Raw genomic sequence first — 17,969 nt, 5'->3', positions numbered from 1 at the left:
GGAAAGCGCAGACGCCGAAAAAGCCGCTTAGAAAACCAATGAACCAGAACGCCATTTTATAATCGCTTTCCCTTTGTTTCTTACGCAATAAACTGTCAATTTACCGTCGTCTATCTTACTTTTCTGCGTCGTTCATGATCAATAATCCGGTCCCTCCCGTTCCTCACCCCACAGCAGTTTCGTCCGAGAGAAGGTCCACGAAAGCCCTTGTCCTGGGCGGTGGTTCTCTGAAAGGTGCTTTTCAGGCTGGGGCCGTAATGGCTCTTTTCGAATCGGGATTTGTGCCAGATCAGCTCTATGGTATTTCGGTTGGTAGCCTCAACGCCACATTCATTGCCAACGAAACAGCCCGTCAGTATGCAGAGAGCGGCAAAATCGATTGGGAGAAAGTTGGCAAATTTTTGATTGAATTCTGGATTCGGAACATTACCAAACCCGATGATGTCGCGTTTATCCGGTCGCGGTTTCGACTGGGTTACAACACGCTTATTCGGCGGTTTGACGGTTTGCTTGACAACTCTCCGATCAAAAACCTGATTCGTAATCACGTCGATCTGGAAGCCATCCGGAAGGGGCCGTTGCGCATAAAAGTGGGTGCCGTGGACATCATCGAAGGCGATATGCGCTACGCCGATGCGCAGGACCCCGACTTTCTCGAATACGTTTACGCCAGCAGTTCCCTGCCCTTTCTGATGCCTGCCGTGCAGATTGGGGGCGATCACCGGAAGGCATTTTTGGATGGCGGTCTGCGGGAGGTAGCTCCCCTACGCGTTGCGATCGAAGACGGAGCGACCGAAATTGCCTGCGTCGCCTGTCACTCCCGCAAGATTTACAACGAAAAATTCAACTACCGGAATTTACTGAACCTGATGGACCGCGTTAAAGACATTACGGTCAATCAGTTGGTCAACAATGACATTGCCTGGGCCGAGCGTTTCGCCGAGCGGGAACACCTCCATGGTCGCGATCTTACGTTAACGATCATTCGCCCAACGGAGCCTCTGTCCCTGAACCTGATGAAATTCACCTCCGACGATATTGGCCGGATGATTGTTTCGGGCTATCAGGCAGGAACGGATGTAATGAAAGCGCAACGGTAAGATTCAATGCCAACCCGCCAAGGTCTAAAATAGACTGGATACCTCCTGAGGACGGTCTGTGGTAATGATATCACCGCCCAGTCGCAACAATTCACGATAACCAGCTGTAGCTTCCGGGAGCGGCTTTTCGTCCAGTTGATTCGGCCCATATGTGCCAACGGAGCTGAGAATACCAAGCTTGTGCAAGCGGTCGTAAAAAGACGCGGGCTGGAGTTTCTGCGGGGTTAGCGCGATCAGGCGCGTAGCGAGATTACTCGTTTCCAAACGCTCCAGATCACCTATGCCATTAACGCCCACGGCCAGCCAGAGAGTAGGAAAGCTAGCCCGCACCCGCTGCGCATCGGCCAGCGAATAACAAATAACGAATACCGAATGTTGCGCGTTGTAATTTTGTACCTCCTTCATCACACGAACGGGATCGGTTCCGGGTTTCACATCGAGCGCCAGCACATACCGGTTCTGATTCCAGGCCAGTACATCGGCAAAGGTCGGCATTTGTTGATCCGTCAGTTGACCGGCGACTGTCTTTAACCGAACCTTTTTCAAATCGCTCAACGACCAATCAGCCACTGCGCCGACCGCATTCGATTCGCGATCTAAGGTTGCATCGTGTAGCAACACAAAGTTACTGTCCCGCGTCATGCGTACGTCCATCTCCAGAATAGCATCGGGCAGAACACGGGCAATTTTTTGGAACGTCGGGATGGCGTTCTCCGTATCTGCTGGTCCGGGGCCACCCCGATGCGCCAGGATATAAGGTCGCTTTCGTCCAGGCTGATAGGTAAAGAAAGCGTCAATCGCCTTCTCATCCTGAAACCGATTGACAGCCTGCGCAGACGACTCAATGGCCATGAGCACGAGAAGCAAAAGAAAAGAATACAGCTTCATAATAACTAGATTGTTGTTGCCTTGTCTACATCAATCGATGTGGGCGATGACGATGAGTTACCCTCACCCGCCATACTTCTCATCTGGTCGAAAACTGAAAATCCCCCGTCACAATTGCTGTGCGGGGGATTTTCGATCACTTGATCAATCTTATTAGAATGAGTAACGAACGCCAAGCTGAGCCTGCCAAACGTTATCAATCGTTACACTTTTAACGAATGAATCTCTCAATAGGATCGTTTGTGCTTTGCCATCAACAACGATATTTTGCGTAGCAAGGCGATAGCTTGGCAAACCAGCAGCATTAACACCTACCAACGCTAATGGGTTAGCAGTTGTAGGAATCCAGCCTACGCCCCATTTGTTGTTCAGCAAGTTACCAACGTTAAGAATATCGGCCCGGAACTGGATGGCATGTCTTGTTCCCTTAGCACCTGTTTTGACATAAAAATCCTGAATAACTGAGAAGTCGAAACGACTCAACCAGGGCGCAAACCCACCATTCCGCTCGGCGTATTGCCCACGACGGGTTTTCAGGTAATCGTTACCATTAATGTAGGCCTCGAAAGCAGCTTGTTGCTGGTCCGGCGTATACGTCACAGCAGAAGTTCCACTGCCAACCGTAAGCGTAGCAAATGTCAAATCAGACGCAGCTCTTGGAACGAAGATCAGGTCATTCGTCTGGCCATCACCATTAAGATCACTACCATACAAGTATGATTGTTTGTAACCACTGGTAGAGGTACCGCCGAGTGTAAACGTAGTAGAACCACCAAATTTGCCACCGTAATTGAGACGATAATTCAAATAGCCAATGATCCGGTGACGCAGGTCATTATCGCCATACGAAGTTGTCAGATAATTCTGACCAGCAACCGTGGGCGTATTACCAACTACCGTGCTACCTACCGACATTAAGTCACGTGCCAAGCCATAGGTATAAGCAACCATTCCGCCAAAACCATTATTAGCTGGCTTCTCAAGTTTAGCTGTGAATGTATAAGCACTACCTTCCGTTGTGTTTTTCAGAACGAAAGCATTTGTGTTGGTTGAGTTAATGTAGCGGGCTGCGTTAACAGCAGATCCGGTCAAACCCGATCCAGGGAATCGGCTCCGAGTATCAGGGCCGGTCAACTGGCGGTCAGGTCCTTTCAGGTTAGCATCAATATAGCGAAGGCCCTGAATGGTTTTATTATAGATTACTTCCAATGTTCCAATCAATCCCCAAGGCAACCGCTGGTCGATAGCGACATTTGTTTTCCAAACAGTTGGGTATTTCAAGTTAGGGTCAGTTGCATTAACGGCATACCCCGATAAACTCTGAACATTTGAAGTGATTGCGGGTAATACTCCTGCGGGGATTCTACTCGGATCAGTGACAAATGGAATGTTCTGGTTCAGAATATTAAATACGCCGGTATTTACACCATTATTACCTAGTTGATTAGATACTAATACTTCAGGAATACGCGATACGAATAGACCGCTACCGCCACGAATCTGCGTCATCTTATCCCCCTTCACATCCCAGTTAAAACCGACACGCGGAGAGACTAGTAAACGAGCTTTGGGGAAGGCACCGGTGTTGATTTTATAATCAAGCCCATTCTCATCTTTGTAGTTTAAACTAGCGACCTTCTCGTTAGTAAAAGCAGCAGCAGTTGAGTTGTCATAGGCAAAAATATCTGCCCGAACACCAGCCGTTAATTTAAAGCTGGGATTAACTTGGAACTCATCCTGTACATAGGCACTGTACGTACTTCTGTGCAATGTTTGCAATGGTTCTGCCCCACCATCGACTAGCGAGTAACGCAGATTGTAGCGAGCTACCGAAACCGGCGACGTAGTTGAATTTGGGTTGCTTATTGAAGCAAGCGCGGCTGCCTTAAAATCGGCAATCGAGTTATACACATACACACCGTTTGACGCAGGGAAGAACACGTTGTTTGACGTGTACTTTTCGTAAGACAATCCTAATGTCAGCGTGTGTTTACCGGCGAAGTAGCTAAAGTTATCCGTAATATTCAGTGTCGAATAATTCAGTTTGTTATTCGGCGTAAACGGGTCAAAACCAATTGAGGTATACGTCGTTCCATCCTTCAGAATATCGATAGTCGGGAATACGTCGGTCCGATAGGTTCTATCTTCAATTTGCTTGTTATAAGTGGCAACCAGCTTATTGGCAAATTTGCCACCAAACGTCGAGTTCAATTCAGCAGCGATCGAGCGGGTATTGTCAGCAATCTTGTAACCTGTGTTCTGTGGAGAAAGCGCCAGGTTACCAGAATAGCCCGTAGACGCATAGCCGGTGCGGTTACCATTACCAGCCGTGTTGCTACTATTGCTATTGCTGATTGCCTGATCTGACTGAGAATTATGGTGAGAATAACGCACTGACAGTTTGTGTTTGTCATTGATGTTATAATCAAGCCGAATCAGACCTTTGGTACTTTTTATTTCATTATTGAAGTTATCAATAGCACCTAGATCACGATTGAAATTCGTTTTCATAAACGCACTAAGATCCTCTAAATCAGCTGCCGTTGTACGCGATACGTTCCCAGACGTTGTTCCCCGGTCAGCCACGAAGTCCAGTGCAGGCACACTGCTTTTAAATTGCTCTACGTTCACAAAGAAGAACAACTTGTTTTTAATGATCGGCCCACCTAACCGGAAACCAGATGTGTTTTTGTTAATTGTTACGGGTGCTAAATCTCTACCATCCGCTTTTTTACCAGCTAGATCGCTGTTCTGAAAAAGATAATAGACTGATCCCGAAAAGTCGTTCGTTCCTGAACGCGTTACGGCATTGATACCAGCACCCGAGAAACCAGTCTGACGAACGTCATAAGGCGCTACGTTCAACTGAATTTCGTCCAGAGCGTCAAGCGAAACAGCGGTTGTTCCTGTCCGACCACCAGCAATGGCCGATGATCCTAGACCAAAACCGTTGTTGAACACAGCACCATCAATGGTAATGTTGTTAAAGCGAGCATCCTGACCACCAAATGATTGACCATTACCATAGGCGTTGTACTTGGTAACATCATTGATCGTACGGCCAATTGTAGGAACGGTATTGATCGTTTCCCGACCATACGATGCAGCAGCACCCGTGCGGTTTGAGCTGATAATTCCATTCCGGTTGCTTGTTACAACAATTTCTGACAACTGCGTACTGTTGTCAGTCATTTTGAAGTTTACGTCTGACGATGTACCCAGATTCGTGAATACACCATCGACAACCTGATCCTTGAAACCAACAAAAGTGGAGGTAATCTTAAAAGGTCCACCCACCCGAACACCAGGGATTGTATACCGTCCTGAAGCATTCGTCGTCGTACCGTACCGGCTACCTGAGGGTTCGTGGATCGCTACAACTGTAGCACCCGGCAGTGGCGCTCCTTTGTCATCATTTACCTGACCATTAATAACAGCGGTCGTAACCTGCGCCAGTGCTCCGCTCCCACCAAGCACAGACAGCAGCATACCGCTGACTAGCACAAAAGCCGCCCTAAAATGCAGTAATTTTTTTGACATAAAATTGATTGATTTAGTTTGTAGTCGTGAGCAACTCATCCAGTCAGATAGGTCATTAATTTAATGACAAAGATGCTACTTTTTTTGAGTTGGTAAAGCAGGGCATCTTCAAAAAGTACCACTATTTGCTGGACTTTAACCAAGATTCTAAAAATAACCCTATTCGAATGCGGTTAGATTCTATAAATGGTTGTTAACATATTATTAAGTCCACAGTTTCATTTAGATAGCTTTACCGAAAATAGGAACCAATCGACAGCGATGGTCGTAGTCATTAGTGATAGATTTTCCGATTTTAGGTGGTCACGCTCTTAGTTTTGTCTTGTTATGACGCCAACCGAAACAATTCCTGTTAAACTCACTCAGTATAGTCACGGTGCGGGTTGTGGCTGCAAGATTTCGCCCAAAATCCTGGACCAGATTCTGCACAGTCGAACAGTTGGGCCCGGCACGGGAGTCGACAACCAACCGATTGACCAGCCACAGTACCCAACCCTTCTCGTTGGCAATGACTCCCGCGACGATGCCGCCGTTCTTGACCTCGGCAATGGGGAAGCCATTATAAGCACAACCGATTTCTTTATGCCGATCGTTGACGACGCCTTCGATTTTGGGCGGATCGCATCGGCCAATGCCATCAGTGATGTATATGCCATGGGCGGTGAGCCAATTATGGCTATTGCTATTCTGGGATGGCCACTGGACAAACTGCCGCCCGAGGTAGCGGGTCAGGTGCTTGAGGGGTCTCGTGCCATTTGTCGGGAAGCGGGGATTCCGCTCGCGGGTGGTCATAGTATCGACTCGCCGGAACCCATTTTTGGCCTTGCCGTTACGGGCCGGGTTCGCATCGATCATCTTAAACAGAACAATACGGCCACCGAGGGGTGTCGGCTATACCTGACGAAACCGCTTGGCGTTGGTATTCTGACAACGGCCCAGAAAAAAGGGATTCTGAAACCCGAACATGCCACGCTGGCACCTACGCAAATGGCAAAGTTGAACAGCTTCGGGGCTGTTTTGGGCAGGTTGCCGTACGTCAAGGCGCTGACTGATGTTACGGGCTTCGGTTTGTTGGGGCATCTTACCGAAATGGCCGAAGGGTCTGGATTAAGTGCCGTCATTTCGTTTACCGATGTGCCAACCCTACCCTTTGTGGACGATTATCTGGCTCAAAAAAGCTTTCCGGGCGGTACGGTCCGAAACTGGGATAGTTACGGGCACAAGATCACCAAATTGACCGAACATCAACGCTATATTCTGGCTGATCCGCAAACGTCAGGCGGGTTGCTCATTGCCGTTGAGCCAAACAGTACAGCCGAGTTTGAGCGGGTTGCCAGTGAAAACGGTTTCTCGCTCCAATCCTTTGGCGAACTGGTTAACCAGCGGGAAAAAGTAGTTTATGTAAACTGAAGAGTGAACGAGCACGCTACACCGATAGCCATTTTTTAGCTCTTGCCTTTTTTCGCTCTTTCTCTATTTGATTCAATGAAATTATTCTTCCGACAAACGGGCGAAACCGGTCCGGCAATTGTCATTCTTCATGGTGTTTTTGGGTCATCAGACAACTGGCTGACCAACAGCAAGTCGATTGCTGCGCTGGGCTATCGCGTTTTTGCCCTCGATCAACGGAACCACGGCCAATCACCCCGCGCCGATGAGCACGATTACCAGACAATGGCGTCCGATCTGCGCGAATTTCTAATCGATCATCAACTAGAAAATCCCATTCTGGTCGGTCACTCGATGGGCGGTAAAGCGGTTATGCAGTATGCGATGACCTATCCGGGCACGTTCGAAAAACTTGTTATCGTTGATATTGCACCCAAATTTTATCCCGTTCACCATGACGAACTGGTACGTGGTCTGAACGCGATCGACCTAGACAGTCTTAAAAGCCGCAACGAGGCCGACGCCCTGTTGAGTACCTACGAACCCATATTGACGGTTCGGCAGTTTCTACTCAAAAACCTGTACCGGGACGAACAGGGCAAGTTTGCGTGGCGGTTAAACCTGCCGGTCATCGAGCGCGAACTAGAAGGTATCGGCCAAGAACTCACAAATCCACGGATTGTCAACGAACCCACGCTGTTCATTCGGGGCAGCAAATCGCCTTATATCCAAGACGACGATATTCCGGTGATTGAGCGCCTTTTCCCGAATGTTACATTCGCGGTCATTCAGGATGCCGGACACTGGGTGCAGGCCGAAAAGCCAGTGGAATTCGTGGATGCGCTCATGTCTTTTCTTAACCAGTAACTCTATTCAGAAGGGCGCTGCCAACGACTCGTTTTTCAACTATCGGCGCTCATGCATCATGCCAACGCTCTATCTCATTCCTACCCTACTGGCCGACGACACAACCGAACAGGTCCTGCCGGCTTATCACAAAGCTATCATTGAACGAACCGACGCCTATTTTGTCGAGAACGTACGGTCAGCCCGGCGATTCATCAGTGGCCTGAAAACATCGCGCGTTATCGATGAGACAACCTTTTTTGACCTTGACAAAGACACGCCCCCCGTTGATACCCGCCGACAGATTCAGGAACTGACCGAACGAAAACGCAACGCGGGCGTCTTGTCGGAAGCGGGTTGTCCGGGCGTCGCCGATCCGGGTTCGGTGGTGGTGGGTATGGCCCATGCGCTGGGCTGGCGAGTCGAACCGCTTGTTGGTCCGTCATCTATCTTACTAGCCCTTATGGCATCCGGCATGAGTGGTCAGTCATTTGTCTTTCATGGCTACTTACCCATTGAGCGGCAGGACCGCGCCCGTGCCGTTCGCCATCTCGAAAAAGAAGCACAGTTACGGCAGCAAACCCAGATTTTTATGGAAACGCCCTACCGGAATGATGCGCTTTTTGCGGAGGTTATCGCCAACTGCGAACCAAACACCCGCCTGTGCGTAGCCTGCAACGTGACTGCACCCGACGCCTTCATCCGCACCCGAACCATTCGCGAGTGGAAAACACAGGTCCCTGATTTGCGCAAAAAACCAACCGTATTTCTACTTTTGTGAGGTAACGCGGGTGAACCTCGCAGCAAACAGCAAAAAATGCGGGCATCTACCCGCGTTCCCGAATGATCCAGGCCTTCGAATTTTCTCCCTTCAGCGAAAATACCTATGTTATTGCCGACGACGCGACCGGCGAAGCAGTTATCATCGATCCCGGTTGTTATGATCAGGCCGAAAAGGAAGCGTTAGGGCGATTCGTCGACTCCCATAACTTAACGGTCAAGTACCTGCTCCTTACCCATGCTCACCTCGATCATGTATTTGGTGTGGCTTACGTCAAACGAAAGTTTGGGGTAGACGCTTATCTGCACGAGCTGGATAGGGTGATTTACAACGATGTACCGACCCGTTGCGCGTTATACGGCCTGCGGGGGTATGAGCCTGCTGAGATCGACAAATACCTGAAGGAGGGCGATCAATTTACGTTTGGTACCACAACGCTCGATGTTGTTTTTGTGCCGGGTCATGCGCCGGGTCACGTCGCCTTCATTAATCACAAAGATCGGTATGTGATTGGTGGCGATGTGCTGTTCAAGGGAAGCGTGGGCCGGACCGATCTCCCCTACTGTAACCACGCCGATCTCGTCAACAGCATCCGAACCCAGTTTTATACGCTGCCCGACGATTACGTTGTCTACGCTGGTCATATGGCGTCAACGACGATCGGGCAGGAAAAGCGCACAAATCCGTTTGTTCAGGGAGCATCCACTCAAGAGCGATGAATAGGCAAGCTTGCTGACGGTTTATCCTTCCTGATTTTACTTTATAATTTCATATTCCTACTTGAAACCTTTTCTCAAACATCTTCCCAACGCCATGACCTGCGGCAATTTGCTGTGTGGATGCATAGGCGTGGTGATGGCCTTACGCGGGCATTTGGACACGGCTGCGTGGCTGATCGGTCTAGCGGCTCTACTCGACTTCGGCGATGGTTTTGTCGCCCGCATGGTGCACGTGTCGGGACCATTCGGCAAAGAACTGGACTCCCTGGCCGATGTCGTTACATTTGGCGTATTGCCGGCTACGATCGTCTTTCAGCTGTGCTGGTTTCAGGGGTTGGGGACAATCTCATACGGTGCTTTTCTGATTGCTGTATTGTCGGCACTGCGACTGGCAAATTTTAACATCGACACCCGGCAGTCGGAATCCTTTATTGGCTTGCCCGTACCGGCGAATGCGATGCTGCTTGCCGCCTTTCCGCTTATGGGTCACTACCAGCCACAATACGACACGATCTGGCAAAATGACATTGCAATGGGCATGATGATTGCCTTTTCGTTCATGCTTGTCTCGGAAGTACCGTTGTTTGCGCTAAAATTCAAGTCGTTCGGCTGGACCGAAAATCGGATTAAATATAGTTTTCTGATCGCTTCCACGCTACTCTTGTTATTTTTGCAGTTTGCAGCGATCCCGCTGATTATTCTACTTTATATTGTTGTTTCACTTTTTTCTAAGGAGCGAACGAGCGAACAAGCGAACGGGTAAAATTTCTGTACTCGTTACACGCATTCGGTCATTCCTCTCTCTTTCACGTTTACCAATGAAATACGTCGCTAAAATCAACATCATGACCCGGTCGGAAATACTTGATCCTCAAGGCAAAGCCGTCAAACTGGGTCTTCATAATCTTCAGATGGACAGCATTGACAACGTCCGTATCGGAAAACATATCCGGCTCGAAGTAGACGCCGACAGCCAGGAAAAAGCCCACGAAACAGTCGATGCAGCCTGCCGTCAACTGCTGGCCAACCTGATCATGGAAGAATATTCATTCGACCTACAGCCCGCTTAACGGTCAGTTCGCGCGCGAATAGAGCGGGTTTTGTCTGCGAGACAAAAACTGCATTTTTCGATGAATACTTGGACAGGCAAGCTACGGCCCCAATAGCTACCTTAAAAAGTGCTATTTTTGCCAATTATTTTGCCATTAGCGAATGACTACGACTTATTCTAGGATTACTGGGCTGGGCTTTTACGTACCAGACAACATTGTCACGAACGACGACCTGACTCAGTATATGGAAACCTCCGACGCCTGGATTCAGGAACGAACGGGGATCAAACAACGGCGTTTTTTTACCTATGGAAAAGAGACTAATTCCAGCATGGCGACCGCAGCCGCGCGAATGGCTCTCGACCGCGCCGGGCTGGATGCGAAAGCCGTTGATCTGATCGTGTACGCTACCTTATCGCCGGATTATTACTTTCCTGGGTCAGCGTTTCTGATGCAGCGTGAACTGGGACTCGAAGGTACAGCTGTCATCGACATTCGGCAGCAATGCTCCGGTTTTGTGTACGCTCTATCCATCGCCGATCAGTTCATCAAGTCAGGCATGTATAAAACGGCGCTCGTCATTGGATCGGAAATACAATCGACGTTTCTGGACAAGACAACCGAAGGTCGTGGTATTGCCGTTATTTTCGGTGATGGTGCGGGCGCGGCTGTTGTTCAGGCTACTACTGACCCGGAGCATCGTATTTTGTCAACGCACCTGCACGCTGATGGGCGCTATGCCGAAGAGTTGTACCTGAAAGACCCCGGTAGCAGCCGCCCTGATCATTTTATCACGGCCGATACGGCAACATCGGGCGGTAGCCGCGTTGTTATGAACGGAAACACGGTGTTCAAACACGCGGTCGTGCGCTTCATGGAAGTGATCAACGAAGGTCTCAATGCAAATGGGTATACGCACGAGGATTTAGATCTGCTCGTGCCCCACCAGGCCAACATCCGCATTTCAGGCTATGTGCAGCAGCAGATGAATCTGCCTGATGAGAAGGTATTTAACAACATTCAGAAGTACGGTAACACGACGGCGGCCTCTATTCCCATCGCGCTAACCGAAGCCTTTGAACAGGGCAAGATAAAATCCGGTGATTTGGTTTGCCTGGCCGCATTTGGTAGTGGATTCACCTGGGCATCGGCACTCATCAAATGGTAGCTCAATTGTAGCCGGACCAGTCGCCTTTTGTAATGCTGCTCGATACGCCAAGTGTTTAAGATCTAGCGTATCGAGCAGCATTACAAAAGGCGATCAGGATTTCTTCTCATCTGATAGCCAGCTTTGGCTAATATTGCCCAATCGACAACATCACTAAGGTACAAGCTTCAATAGGCTCGATGCCTTCTGCCCGTAACTGCTTCTCAAAATCCGGATTTTCCGTTCCAGGGTTAAAAATGACCCGCTTGGGCTTCATCGCTTTGATGTACTCGTAGAGAACCGGCTGATTACGCGGCCCTACGTACAACGTGACGGTATCGACATCAGTCAGAACAGGTTGCCCTGTCTGAATAGGATGTCCCTGAATAGCACCCTGCCGCACACCAACCAACGCTATGTCATGGCCGTGCCGTAAAAGGCTATGAGCAGCCCGGTACGCGTACCGCTCGGGATTTTCAGACGCGCCGATTACGACTGTTTTCTTTTGCTTTACCTCCATCTGCTTTGATTCGTGCTGGTCCACCGACCCGCACTGTCTTTCTGATAAAACCTATAGGAGCGAGGTTAGTTCAACCCATTTTATTCTCGTAGGATAGGTTTCACAGGACATCTGAGCACAATTTCATATAATTAGCTACTTTAAACCGGTATTTTATCAAGCATATCCGGAAATGATTGATAATCAGTTTTTTTATAGTTGATGGGTAATTATTTTCGTTTACTTTTGTTGAACGTAGATTAAACAAAACATCACTTTCAAGCAAATAAACGCATACTACAATCCAGGTACATAATGACCGCTGACAATGACGGAGAAAAAAAATCAGAGTTTCTGGAACGAGAAGTGGGTACCCATTCTATTCGACGGTGTTGTAAACCCACCTCGTTATGACGTGTCAAATTACGGGCGCCTGCGTAGCTTCCAGGGCGCGCGTCCCGATAGTTCAGGCAATGTGTCTGGAACAATTATCAAAGGATCTGTCATTCAGGGGTATCGCTCGTTGAACATCCGAACCGACGGAAAAACGCTGAATCGCTATGTGCATAAGCTGGTTGCCGAACAGTTTCTTGCCCGTCAGCAGGAGGACCAGACGTTTGTGATTCACCTTGATCACGACAAACAGAACAATTACTACCAGAACCTGCAATGGGTCAGTAAAAATGAGATGATCGAGCATAATCGGAACAATCCGAATATTCTGAATCGTCCGATGCCGCGCCCAACCCGAAACTACAAGCTAACGGAAACCAAGGTCAAAATCATCAAGAAACTGCTCCGGAACGATAAAAATCGACTCAAAATGATCGCCAAGCAATTTGGCATCACCCACACGCAACTCAATCGAATTCGATCGGGCGAGAACTGGAAACACGTGACGATCGACGGCGATTAACCCTAGTGGGAACTCGACAATACGCCGTTTTGGAGACCACCTAATGAAGCCGTTCGGAAACCCTGAATGGCTTCGTCGTTTTCTGGTATAGCCTGACCTGCCTTGAGGACGCCTTGCCCTTAGCGGTTGGCCAGTTGGTTTGCAGCCTGTTCATCGACCGATTGGGGGGCCAGGGGCAATGAAAGGAAGAAAGAAGTGCCAACCCCTTCATTCGTTTCAAACCAGATCGATCCGCCCGCATGTTCGACCCCACGTTTGGCAATCGCTAACCCTAATCCTGATCCGCCCCGCTTGGTACTAAAATTGGGGAGAAAAACTTTTTTGCGAATCGCTTCCGGAATGCCAGCGCCATTGTCGTGCACCTCGATCCGAACGTCATCGTCGCTGGTGTAGAGTCGTAGATTGAGCACGGGTTTACGATCGGACGGAACGGACTGAATGCCATTGATTATCAGATTAGTTAGAATACGACCGATAAGCTGGCGGTCGCCCGTAACCATGACCGGACCGGACGCAATTTCCCGCTGTAGGCTAATATGCTTATCGTCGGCGTACAGATCAGCGGCCTTGTTGATAACACCGGTCACCTCGAATACCTCGGTCTTCGGTAACGGCATTTTAGCAAAATCAGAGAACGAGGTGGCAATATCGCTCAGGTTATCAATCTGATCGAGGAGCGAATCGAACGTCCGCTGAATGACCCGTCGCATGGCCGGATCATTGGCTTTTCTCGATGCATTCTCGTCACCATTGGCACCCGGAAGTGTTCGCTGCAAGTGCTGCAACGTGAGCTTCATGGGGGTGAGCGGATTCTTGATTTCGTGAGCCACCTGCTTGGCCATTTCGCGCCAGGCAGACTGCTTCTCATTCTGCGCCAGTGCCAGCTTACTCTCTTCCAGTTTGACCAGCATTCGGTTGTACTCACGGATAAGTAAGCCAATTTCATCGTCCGAACGCCACGGCAGCGGCTCATTGGGCTGGTTCAAATTCGTTTTTCGGATCTTCTGCGTCAGTAACTTAAGTGGTTTGGTCAGCACGTTCGACGCGAAGTAGGACAGGATCAGGAAGAACAAAAACAAACCTGTAAAAATGCTCAACGCCGACGAGATGACTTCGATGATCTGCCGGTCGAGTTCGGGGCGGGCGTAGAAATAGGGAATGCTCAATACGCCCAGCAGCCGCCCGTCGTAGGATTTAATACCTACATACGCTGTTCGGTACTGTTTGCTCCCCAGCGATTCGTTTAGCAGTTTCTGGTTTTCTTTTTCCTCTATAACATGGATGTAGGCCTCCGGATTGATCCGTTTAGACAGGTGCCCACCCTCATACATCAATGGGCGCGTCGAGGTGCTCAACCGGCCATCTGTCGTGAACAGGTTGATATCGATATCGGCGTCGCGGGCAATTTTGCGCAACTCTTCCTCCATCGACGCTTTACTTCGCCTACCCTGTAAATACTCATCGAGGTATGTTTCAAAATTGGAGGCTATGTTCCGGGTGTTACTGATGTACGAATTTTCCTGATTCGTGATGTAGTTCGAACTGATTACGCTCAAAATAATGACGATTACGAACAGCAGCGGCAGGAAAAACGCGACGTTCAGCAGAATCTGAATCCGCGTGGAATAATTTATGCTCAGGCGCGAGAATCCGTAATAAGCGGCATAGGTAACGATAACAAGCAGGACGGTCAGGACAAGCAACAGGTAGAGAAAGGAGAAGTTGGAAAAGACGTTCTGGAAGGGATATTCAGCCGAGGAAACGACTACGATACGCCCGTCCTGCCCGCGCTGACCAACATGCTGATACCCGTTGGCGATGAGGCCCGTACTGTAGAGAGTTGGATCGTCCAGCAGGGCAGGCGGCATTTTGCGGTCATAATTGTAACTACCCGCGCTGTATAGGATTCGATGGTGGGTGGTTCCTCCGGCCGTTTGCCCTTTGAAAATGGCATAGCTATACTCCTGCGTATCAGGAGTCTGCATAAATTTTGCATCGACCAGCAGTTCAGGATAAACGCTTTTGGGCCGTTCGCTGCGCAGTTTGAGATCAAGCACAATAGTCCCGATTGTGTCGGCAGTGGTCGACTGTCCCTCGCCGATCCGTTTGATAGGAATGAAGCAGATATACTGTTTGATAAACTGATTCCCCGCTTCGTTCACAAAATACACGCCAGAATATTGCGTCTGATACAGTGGCCGACGGTACCGGGCCTTCAACTTGGGCAACGTATTGGCGTTCGGGCTAATATCGAGCGACTGACCGTTAGCCCGGTACGACGATACATCGATGTCGTATTTATCGAAATATTTGTCCAGATGAACACTTTTTATGCGCTGCTGAATACGCTCGCGAACCAATAGGGTATCGTTCCGTAATAAGCGGGCAATATCGGCATCGTCCATAATCGACTCCTGCGCCTTACTCATCAGGAATTCGCCAAACTCATCATTTTCGGCCAATAGCTGCATGGCAAACTCCCGTTCACGAATCAGCTGCTTTTTTATCTCCTGATTATAAACGACATAGGCCGTCGTGACCGCGCAGATGAAGGCAGTCAGGAACAGATAGATAGAGGTTTTATACCGGAATGTGTAGAGTGCCTTGGGAAAACGACTTACGTAAATCAATAGAAAGTAGAATCCGTTCAGGAAGATGATCGGCTCAACGGACTGGTTGATTACGTATACTAAAGCCGTCGAAATTAGTGTGCCCACCAACATCCACACCAGGCCAACGCCCACAGCGCGATTGAAGCGCAAAAAAAGGCTGGCCAGCAGATGATTCAGCAGGAAGTAGATGGACGAAATGGCAACGAAGACAATCAGGCAAACGATCTTTAACGGAGAAAATCGGATGTTGAGCGTAATGTCGAGCGTGAATTGTGACTTCTCGTAAATATTGTTCAGCTCGTCGTAACAAACAAAGAAGACCAGATAACTGACGACCACGCAGGCAATGGAAATCAATTTTTTTGTAGTATCCGGCAAGTGGATAAGCTGGCCATACGATCGGGAGCGGTAGTAATGATTGACCCAATAGTAGGCCAGAATCAGAACAACCAGGGCATTCAGCAGCAAATCGCCCAGCGACGGTACGAAGATCGACGACGCGTAAAATTTGGCATTGAATAGATCGGATTCGACAAATAAGAAGGGCACACCGAAATACAGCATCACGACCCGTAGCAGGACCAGATAAGCAGCCAGCCAGACGAATCCCAGCTCGTAACGTCGGCGCCGACGGAGCCTGATCAGCGTCTGAATGACATACAAGCCCAGAAAAATCATGCCCAGCGCAGCCAGAATTACGGTATTGACGGGCGTCGAATGATTCCGAAACACATCGACCTTAGGAGGCACCACCGAAAACAGATAAGCCGGCGTATTATCGTAAATAGCCTGGTAAACGTTGGTTCTGGTGTTGGTGATCGAGTCAGGGTCAATAGCAAACAAGCTGGGATTGTAACCCGATTGCAGGTACGTATTGGTGTTGCGATACTGCCGATAAACGTTCACCAGCGAGAATACGTCCAGCGTATCGTCTCCACTGCGTACGCGCTGACGACTGACAATATATTTGCCCTGCTCAAAATCAATTAACGTCGCGTATTTGACGGAAGCAATGCGGGCGTACTCCGGAATAAATCGGTAGTCGGACCAGTACAACAGCTGTGGCCCTCCCCGCTGACCCGGCTTGTTGCGAAAAACGAAGTACGGATATTGAGTTGGCAGGCTCATGCTGGCGAACGTAGCATTGGGTGCTTTTCGAAGGTTCTCGGCAACACGCGCTAATTCATTCGTGCTGACCCGCATTTCCTCCTTCACCCGTTGCTGTACGGCAGCCATGTATTGCTCATCCGTAGCTCCCGGCGCATTCTGCTCCAGAACCCAATAGCACAATACCGAAGAGACTACAGCCAGTATAGCGACTAGTAAAAAAATATGTTGTTCAATTCGCTTCACGATCCCGGTGGGAGGGTTTGGTCAAAACTGACCTAAAATCATGCCAATTTTGGTCAGCAACAGGCTAAAATCTACAGCAGATGGTTTATGACGGGCTATTTCCGGCCCTTACACGAACAAATTTGTTAGTTCTTGACGATCGCCTGGTAACCATTAAGCGGGCGGGTCTTTGTCGACCGTGAATCCACCCGGTTCGTATCCAATTTCGGCCCCCAATACATACAACAAATGCTTACGATCAATAATGATGCGAACCCCTTCAACGTTATACACTTCGTCGGAAGTGCCGGGTATATCGAAACCCAGTAGCCAGGATGCGCCACAGCCCCCACCCCGAATACCAATGCGTAAACCGTATTCGTCAGGAATTTTATTGGACTGTAATGTGTCCAGTAACTGCTGCCGCGCTTCGGGCCGAACACGGACAGGATTATCGAGTACCAGCATGATTTAGTTGTTGTTTGTAGTTCTGGCGTCTGGTTTCGGGTGAACAGTTCGATCTGCCTACCCTGATCCATTGCACAAAACCATAAACCCTTTTTTCAAAATTACCTTTTTTTACGTAAACAACGTTTTCCCGTATATGGAGTTGCTGAGTGATTTTCTAAAATTAATTATACCCGCCGGTCTGGTGCTGTATGGCATGTATGTAACGGTCAAGTTACTGCTGGAGCGTGAAGCAGAACGCCATCGCTTCGATGTTAAAAACCGATATACCGAAACGGTTGTGCCTGTACGTTTGCAGGCTTACGAGCGGATGGTGTTGTTTCTGGAGCGAATTAGCCCTAACAATCTTCTGTTGCGCCTGGGCGGAACCGCCACCACCTCCCTTGAGTTTCAGCAACGGCTTTTACAGGAAATCAGGGATGAATACAACCACAACCTCTCGCAGCAGGTCTACATGAGTCAGGCTGTTTGGGATAAGGTCCAGACGGCGATGAACGACGTGATGACACTCATCAATCAGGCCTCCGGCGATACACAACCCGACGCACCGGCTCTCGATCTGTCTAAGCGTATTTTCGAACGCATTATCCAGAAAGACCGGCTGCCTACTACTGATGCACTCAAATCCGTCAAGGAAGAGATCCAGGCCATGTTCATGTAATAAACGCAAGGCGGGCGGG

Annotated in this window: 15 protein-coding genes; 10 read left to right on the top strand and 5 right to left on the bottom strand. The window is 49.2% G+C overall.

All coding sequences use genetic code 11. The features are described from left to right. Nucleotides 1–134 precede the first annotated feature (134 nt). Nucleotides 135–1,100: a patatin-like phospholipase family protein gene (locus GK091_RS05095; protein WP_164035522.1), complete on the top strand. Its 966-nt coding sequence runs from the start codon at nt 135–137 to the stop codon at nt 1,098–1,100. Nucleotides 1,101–1,124: 24 nt separating this feature from the next. Here GK091_RS05095 and GK091_RS05090 read toward each other — a convergent pair whose 3' ends face one another. Both GK091_RS05090 and GK091_RS05085 read right to left on the bottom strand, forming a co-directional pair. Next, nucleotides 1,125–1,988: a glycerophosphodiester phosphodiesterase family protein gene (locus tag GK091_RS05090; RefSeq protein ID WP_164035521.1), complete on the bottom strand. Its 864-nt coding sequence runs from the start codon at nt 1,986–1,988 to the stop codon at nt 1,125–1,127. A gap of 153 nt (nt 1,989–2,141) precedes the next feature. Then, nucleotides 2,142–5,528 (bottom strand): TonB-dependent receptor, encoded by a 3,387-nt coding sequence (locus GK091_RS05085; protein ID WP_164035520.1) that lies wholly within the window; start codon nt 5,526–5,528, stop codon nt 2,142–2,144. A 327-nt stretch (nt 5,529–5,855) separates the two neighbouring features. Between GK091_RS05085 and selD the strand changes: the two genes are divergently transcribed. The 7 genes from selD to GK091_RS05050 all read left to right on the top strand — a co-directional run bounded on the left by selD (nt 5,856) and on the right by GK091_RS05050 (nt 11,483). Then, nucleotides 5,856–6,938 carry a selenide, water dikinase SelD gene (selD, locus tag GK091_RS05080; RefSeq protein WP_164035519.1) on the top strand — a complete coding sequence of 361 codons (1,083 nt, stop codon included), beginning with the start codon at nt 5,856–5,858 and terminating at the stop codon, nt 6,936–6,938. A 75-nt stretch (nt 6,939–7,013) separates the two neighbouring features. Next, nucleotides 7,014–7,784 (top strand): alpha/beta fold hydrolase, encoded by a 771-nt coding sequence (locus GK091_RS05075; protein WP_164035518.1) that lies wholly within the window; start codon nt 7,014–7,016, stop codon nt 7,782–7,784. Between the two features lie 58 nt (nt 7,785–7,842). After that, nucleotides 7,843–8,544, top strand: coding sequence for an SAM-dependent methyltransferase (locus tag GK091_RS05070; RefSeq protein ID WP_164035517.1), 702 nt, complete (start codon nt 7,843–7,845; stop codon nt 8,542–8,544). A gap of 62 nt (nt 8,545–8,606) precedes the next feature. Further along, nucleotides 8,607–9,263 carry an MBL fold metallo-hydrolase gene (locus tag GK091_RS05065; RefSeq protein ID WP_164035516.1) on the top strand — a complete coding sequence of 219 codons (657 nt, stop codon included), beginning with the start codon at nt 8,607–8,609 and terminating at the stop codon, nt 9,261–9,263. Between the two features lie 61 nt (nt 9,264–9,324). Then, nucleotides 9,325–10,026, top strand: coding sequence for a CDP-diacylglycerol--serine O-phosphatidyltransferase (gene pssA / locus GK091_RS05060; protein ID WP_317166273.1), 702 nt, complete (start codon nt 9,325–9,327; stop codon nt 10,024–10,026). Between the two features lie 55 nt (nt 10,027–10,081). Beyond that, entirely contained in the window at nt 10,082–10,333 is a 252-nt protein-coding gene (gene purS / locus GK091_RS05055; RefSeq protein WP_164035515.1) for a phosphoribosylformylglycinamidine synthase subunit PurS, read from the top strand. 142 nt (nt 10,334–10,475) lie between these two features. Further along, nucleotides 10,476–11,483: a 3-oxoacyl-ACP synthase III family protein gene (locus tag GK091_RS05050; protein ID WP_164035514.1), complete on the top strand. Its 1,008-nt coding sequence runs from the start codon at nt 10,476–10,478 to the stop codon at nt 11,481–11,483. A 127-nt stretch (nt 11,484–11,610) separates the two neighbouring features. Here GK091_RS05050 and GK091_RS05045 read toward each other — a convergent pair whose 3' ends face one another. Beyond that, on the bottom strand, nt 11,611–11,982 hold the full coding sequence (locus GK091_RS05045) for a CoA-binding protein (RefSeq protein ID WP_164035513.1): 372 nt from the start codon (nt 11,980–11,982) through the stop codon (nt 11,611–11,613). A 307-nt stretch (nt 11,983–12,289) separates the two neighbouring features. Here GK091_RS05045 and GK091_RS05040 point away from each other — a divergent pair, with 307 nt between their 5' ends. Next, complete coding sequence (locus tag GK091_RS05040) at nt 12,290–12,877, top strand: HNH endonuclease (RefSeq protein WP_164035512.1); 588 nt, start codon at nt 12,290–12,292, stop codon at nt 12,875–12,877. A gap of 119 nt (nt 12,878–12,996) precedes the next feature. On the opposite strand, the gene GK091_RS05035 is transcribed toward GK091_RS05040, so the two are convergent. Both GK091_RS05035 and GK091_RS05030 read right to left on the bottom strand, forming a co-directional pair. Continuing rightward, the gene (locus tag GK091_RS05035) at nt 12,997–16,842 is read right to left on the bottom strand and encodes a sensor histidine kinase (protein WP_164035511.1); all 3,846 of its coding nucleotides are present in this window, start codon (nt 16,840–16,842) and stop codon (nt 12,997–12,999) included. Between the two features lie 153 nt (nt 16,843–16,995). Continuing rightward, nucleotides 16,996–17,289 (bottom strand): iron-sulfur cluster assembly accessory protein, encoded by a 294-nt coding sequence (locus GK091_RS05030; RefSeq protein ID WP_164035510.1) that lies wholly within the window; start codon nt 17,287–17,289, stop codon nt 16,996–16,998. 136 nt (nt 17,290–17,425) lie between these two features. Here GK091_RS05030 and GK091_RS05025 point away from each other — a divergent pair, with 136 nt between their 5' ends. Continuing rightward, on the top strand, nt 17,426–17,950 hold the full coding sequence (locus tag GK091_RS05025; RefSeq protein WP_164035509.1) for a DUF7935 family protein: 525 nt from the start codon (nt 17,426–17,428) through the stop codon (nt 17,948–17,950). The last annotated feature ends 19 nt before the right edge of the window (nt 17,951–17,969 follow it).

This window comes from Spirosoma agri (assembly GCF_010747415.1).
Classification (GTDB): Bacteria; Bacteroidota; Bacteroidia; order Cytophagales; family Spirosomataceae; genus Spirosoma; species Spirosoma agri.
The sequence above is the reverse complement of the archived record's forward strand: the minus strand, read 5'-3'. Positions and strand labels throughout refer to the sequence as shown.

Coding starts and splice junctions, on each gene's coding strand:
- GK091_RS05095 (WP_164035522.1), top strand. CDS start 135: ATGATCAATAATCCGGTCCCTCCCGTTCCTCACCCCACAGCAGTTTCG.
- GK091_RS05090 (WP_164035521.1), bottom strand. CDS start 1,988: ATGAAGCTGTATTCTTTTCTTTTGCTTCTCGTGCTCATGGCCATTGAG.
- GK091_RS05085 (WP_164035520.1), bottom strand. CDS start 5,528: ATGTCAAAAAAATTACTGCATTTTAGGGCGGCTTTTGTGCTAGTCAGC.
- selD (WP_164035519.1), top strand. CDS start 5,856: ATGACGCCAACCGAAACAATTCCTGTTAAACTCACTCAGTATAGTCAC.
- GK091_RS05075 (WP_164035518.1), top strand. CDS start 7,014: ATGAAATTATTCTTCCGACAAACGGGCGAAACCGGTCCGGCAATTGTC.
- GK091_RS05070 (WP_164035517.1), top strand. CDS start 7,843: ATGCCAACGCTCTATCTCATTCCTACCCTACTGGCCGACGACACAACC.
- GK091_RS05065 (WP_164035516.1), top strand. CDS start 8,607: ATGATCCAGGCCTTCGAATTTTCTCCCTTCAGCGAAAATACCTATGTT.
- purS (WP_164035515.1), top strand. CDS start 10,082: ATGAAATACGTCGCTAAAATCAACATCATGACCCGGTCGGAAATACTT.
- GK091_RS05050 (WP_164035514.1), top strand. CDS start 10,476: ATGACTACGACTTATTCTAGGATTACTGGGCTGGGCTTTTACGTACCA.
- GK091_RS05045 (WP_164035513.1), bottom strand. CDS start 11,982: ATGGAGGTAAAGCAAAAGAAAACAGTCGTAATCGGCGCGTCTGAAAAT.
- GK091_RS05040 (WP_164035512.1), top strand. CDS start 12,290: ATGACGGAGAAAAAAAATCAGAGTTTCTGGAACGAGAAGTGGGTACCC.
- GK091_RS05030 (WP_164035510.1), bottom strand. CDS start 17,289: ATGCTGGTACTCGATAATCCTGTCCGTGTTCGGCCCGAAGCGCGGCAG.
- GK091_RS05025 (WP_164035509.1), top strand. CDS start 17,426: ATGGAGTTGCTGAGTGATTTTCTAAAATTAATTATACCCGCCGGTCTG.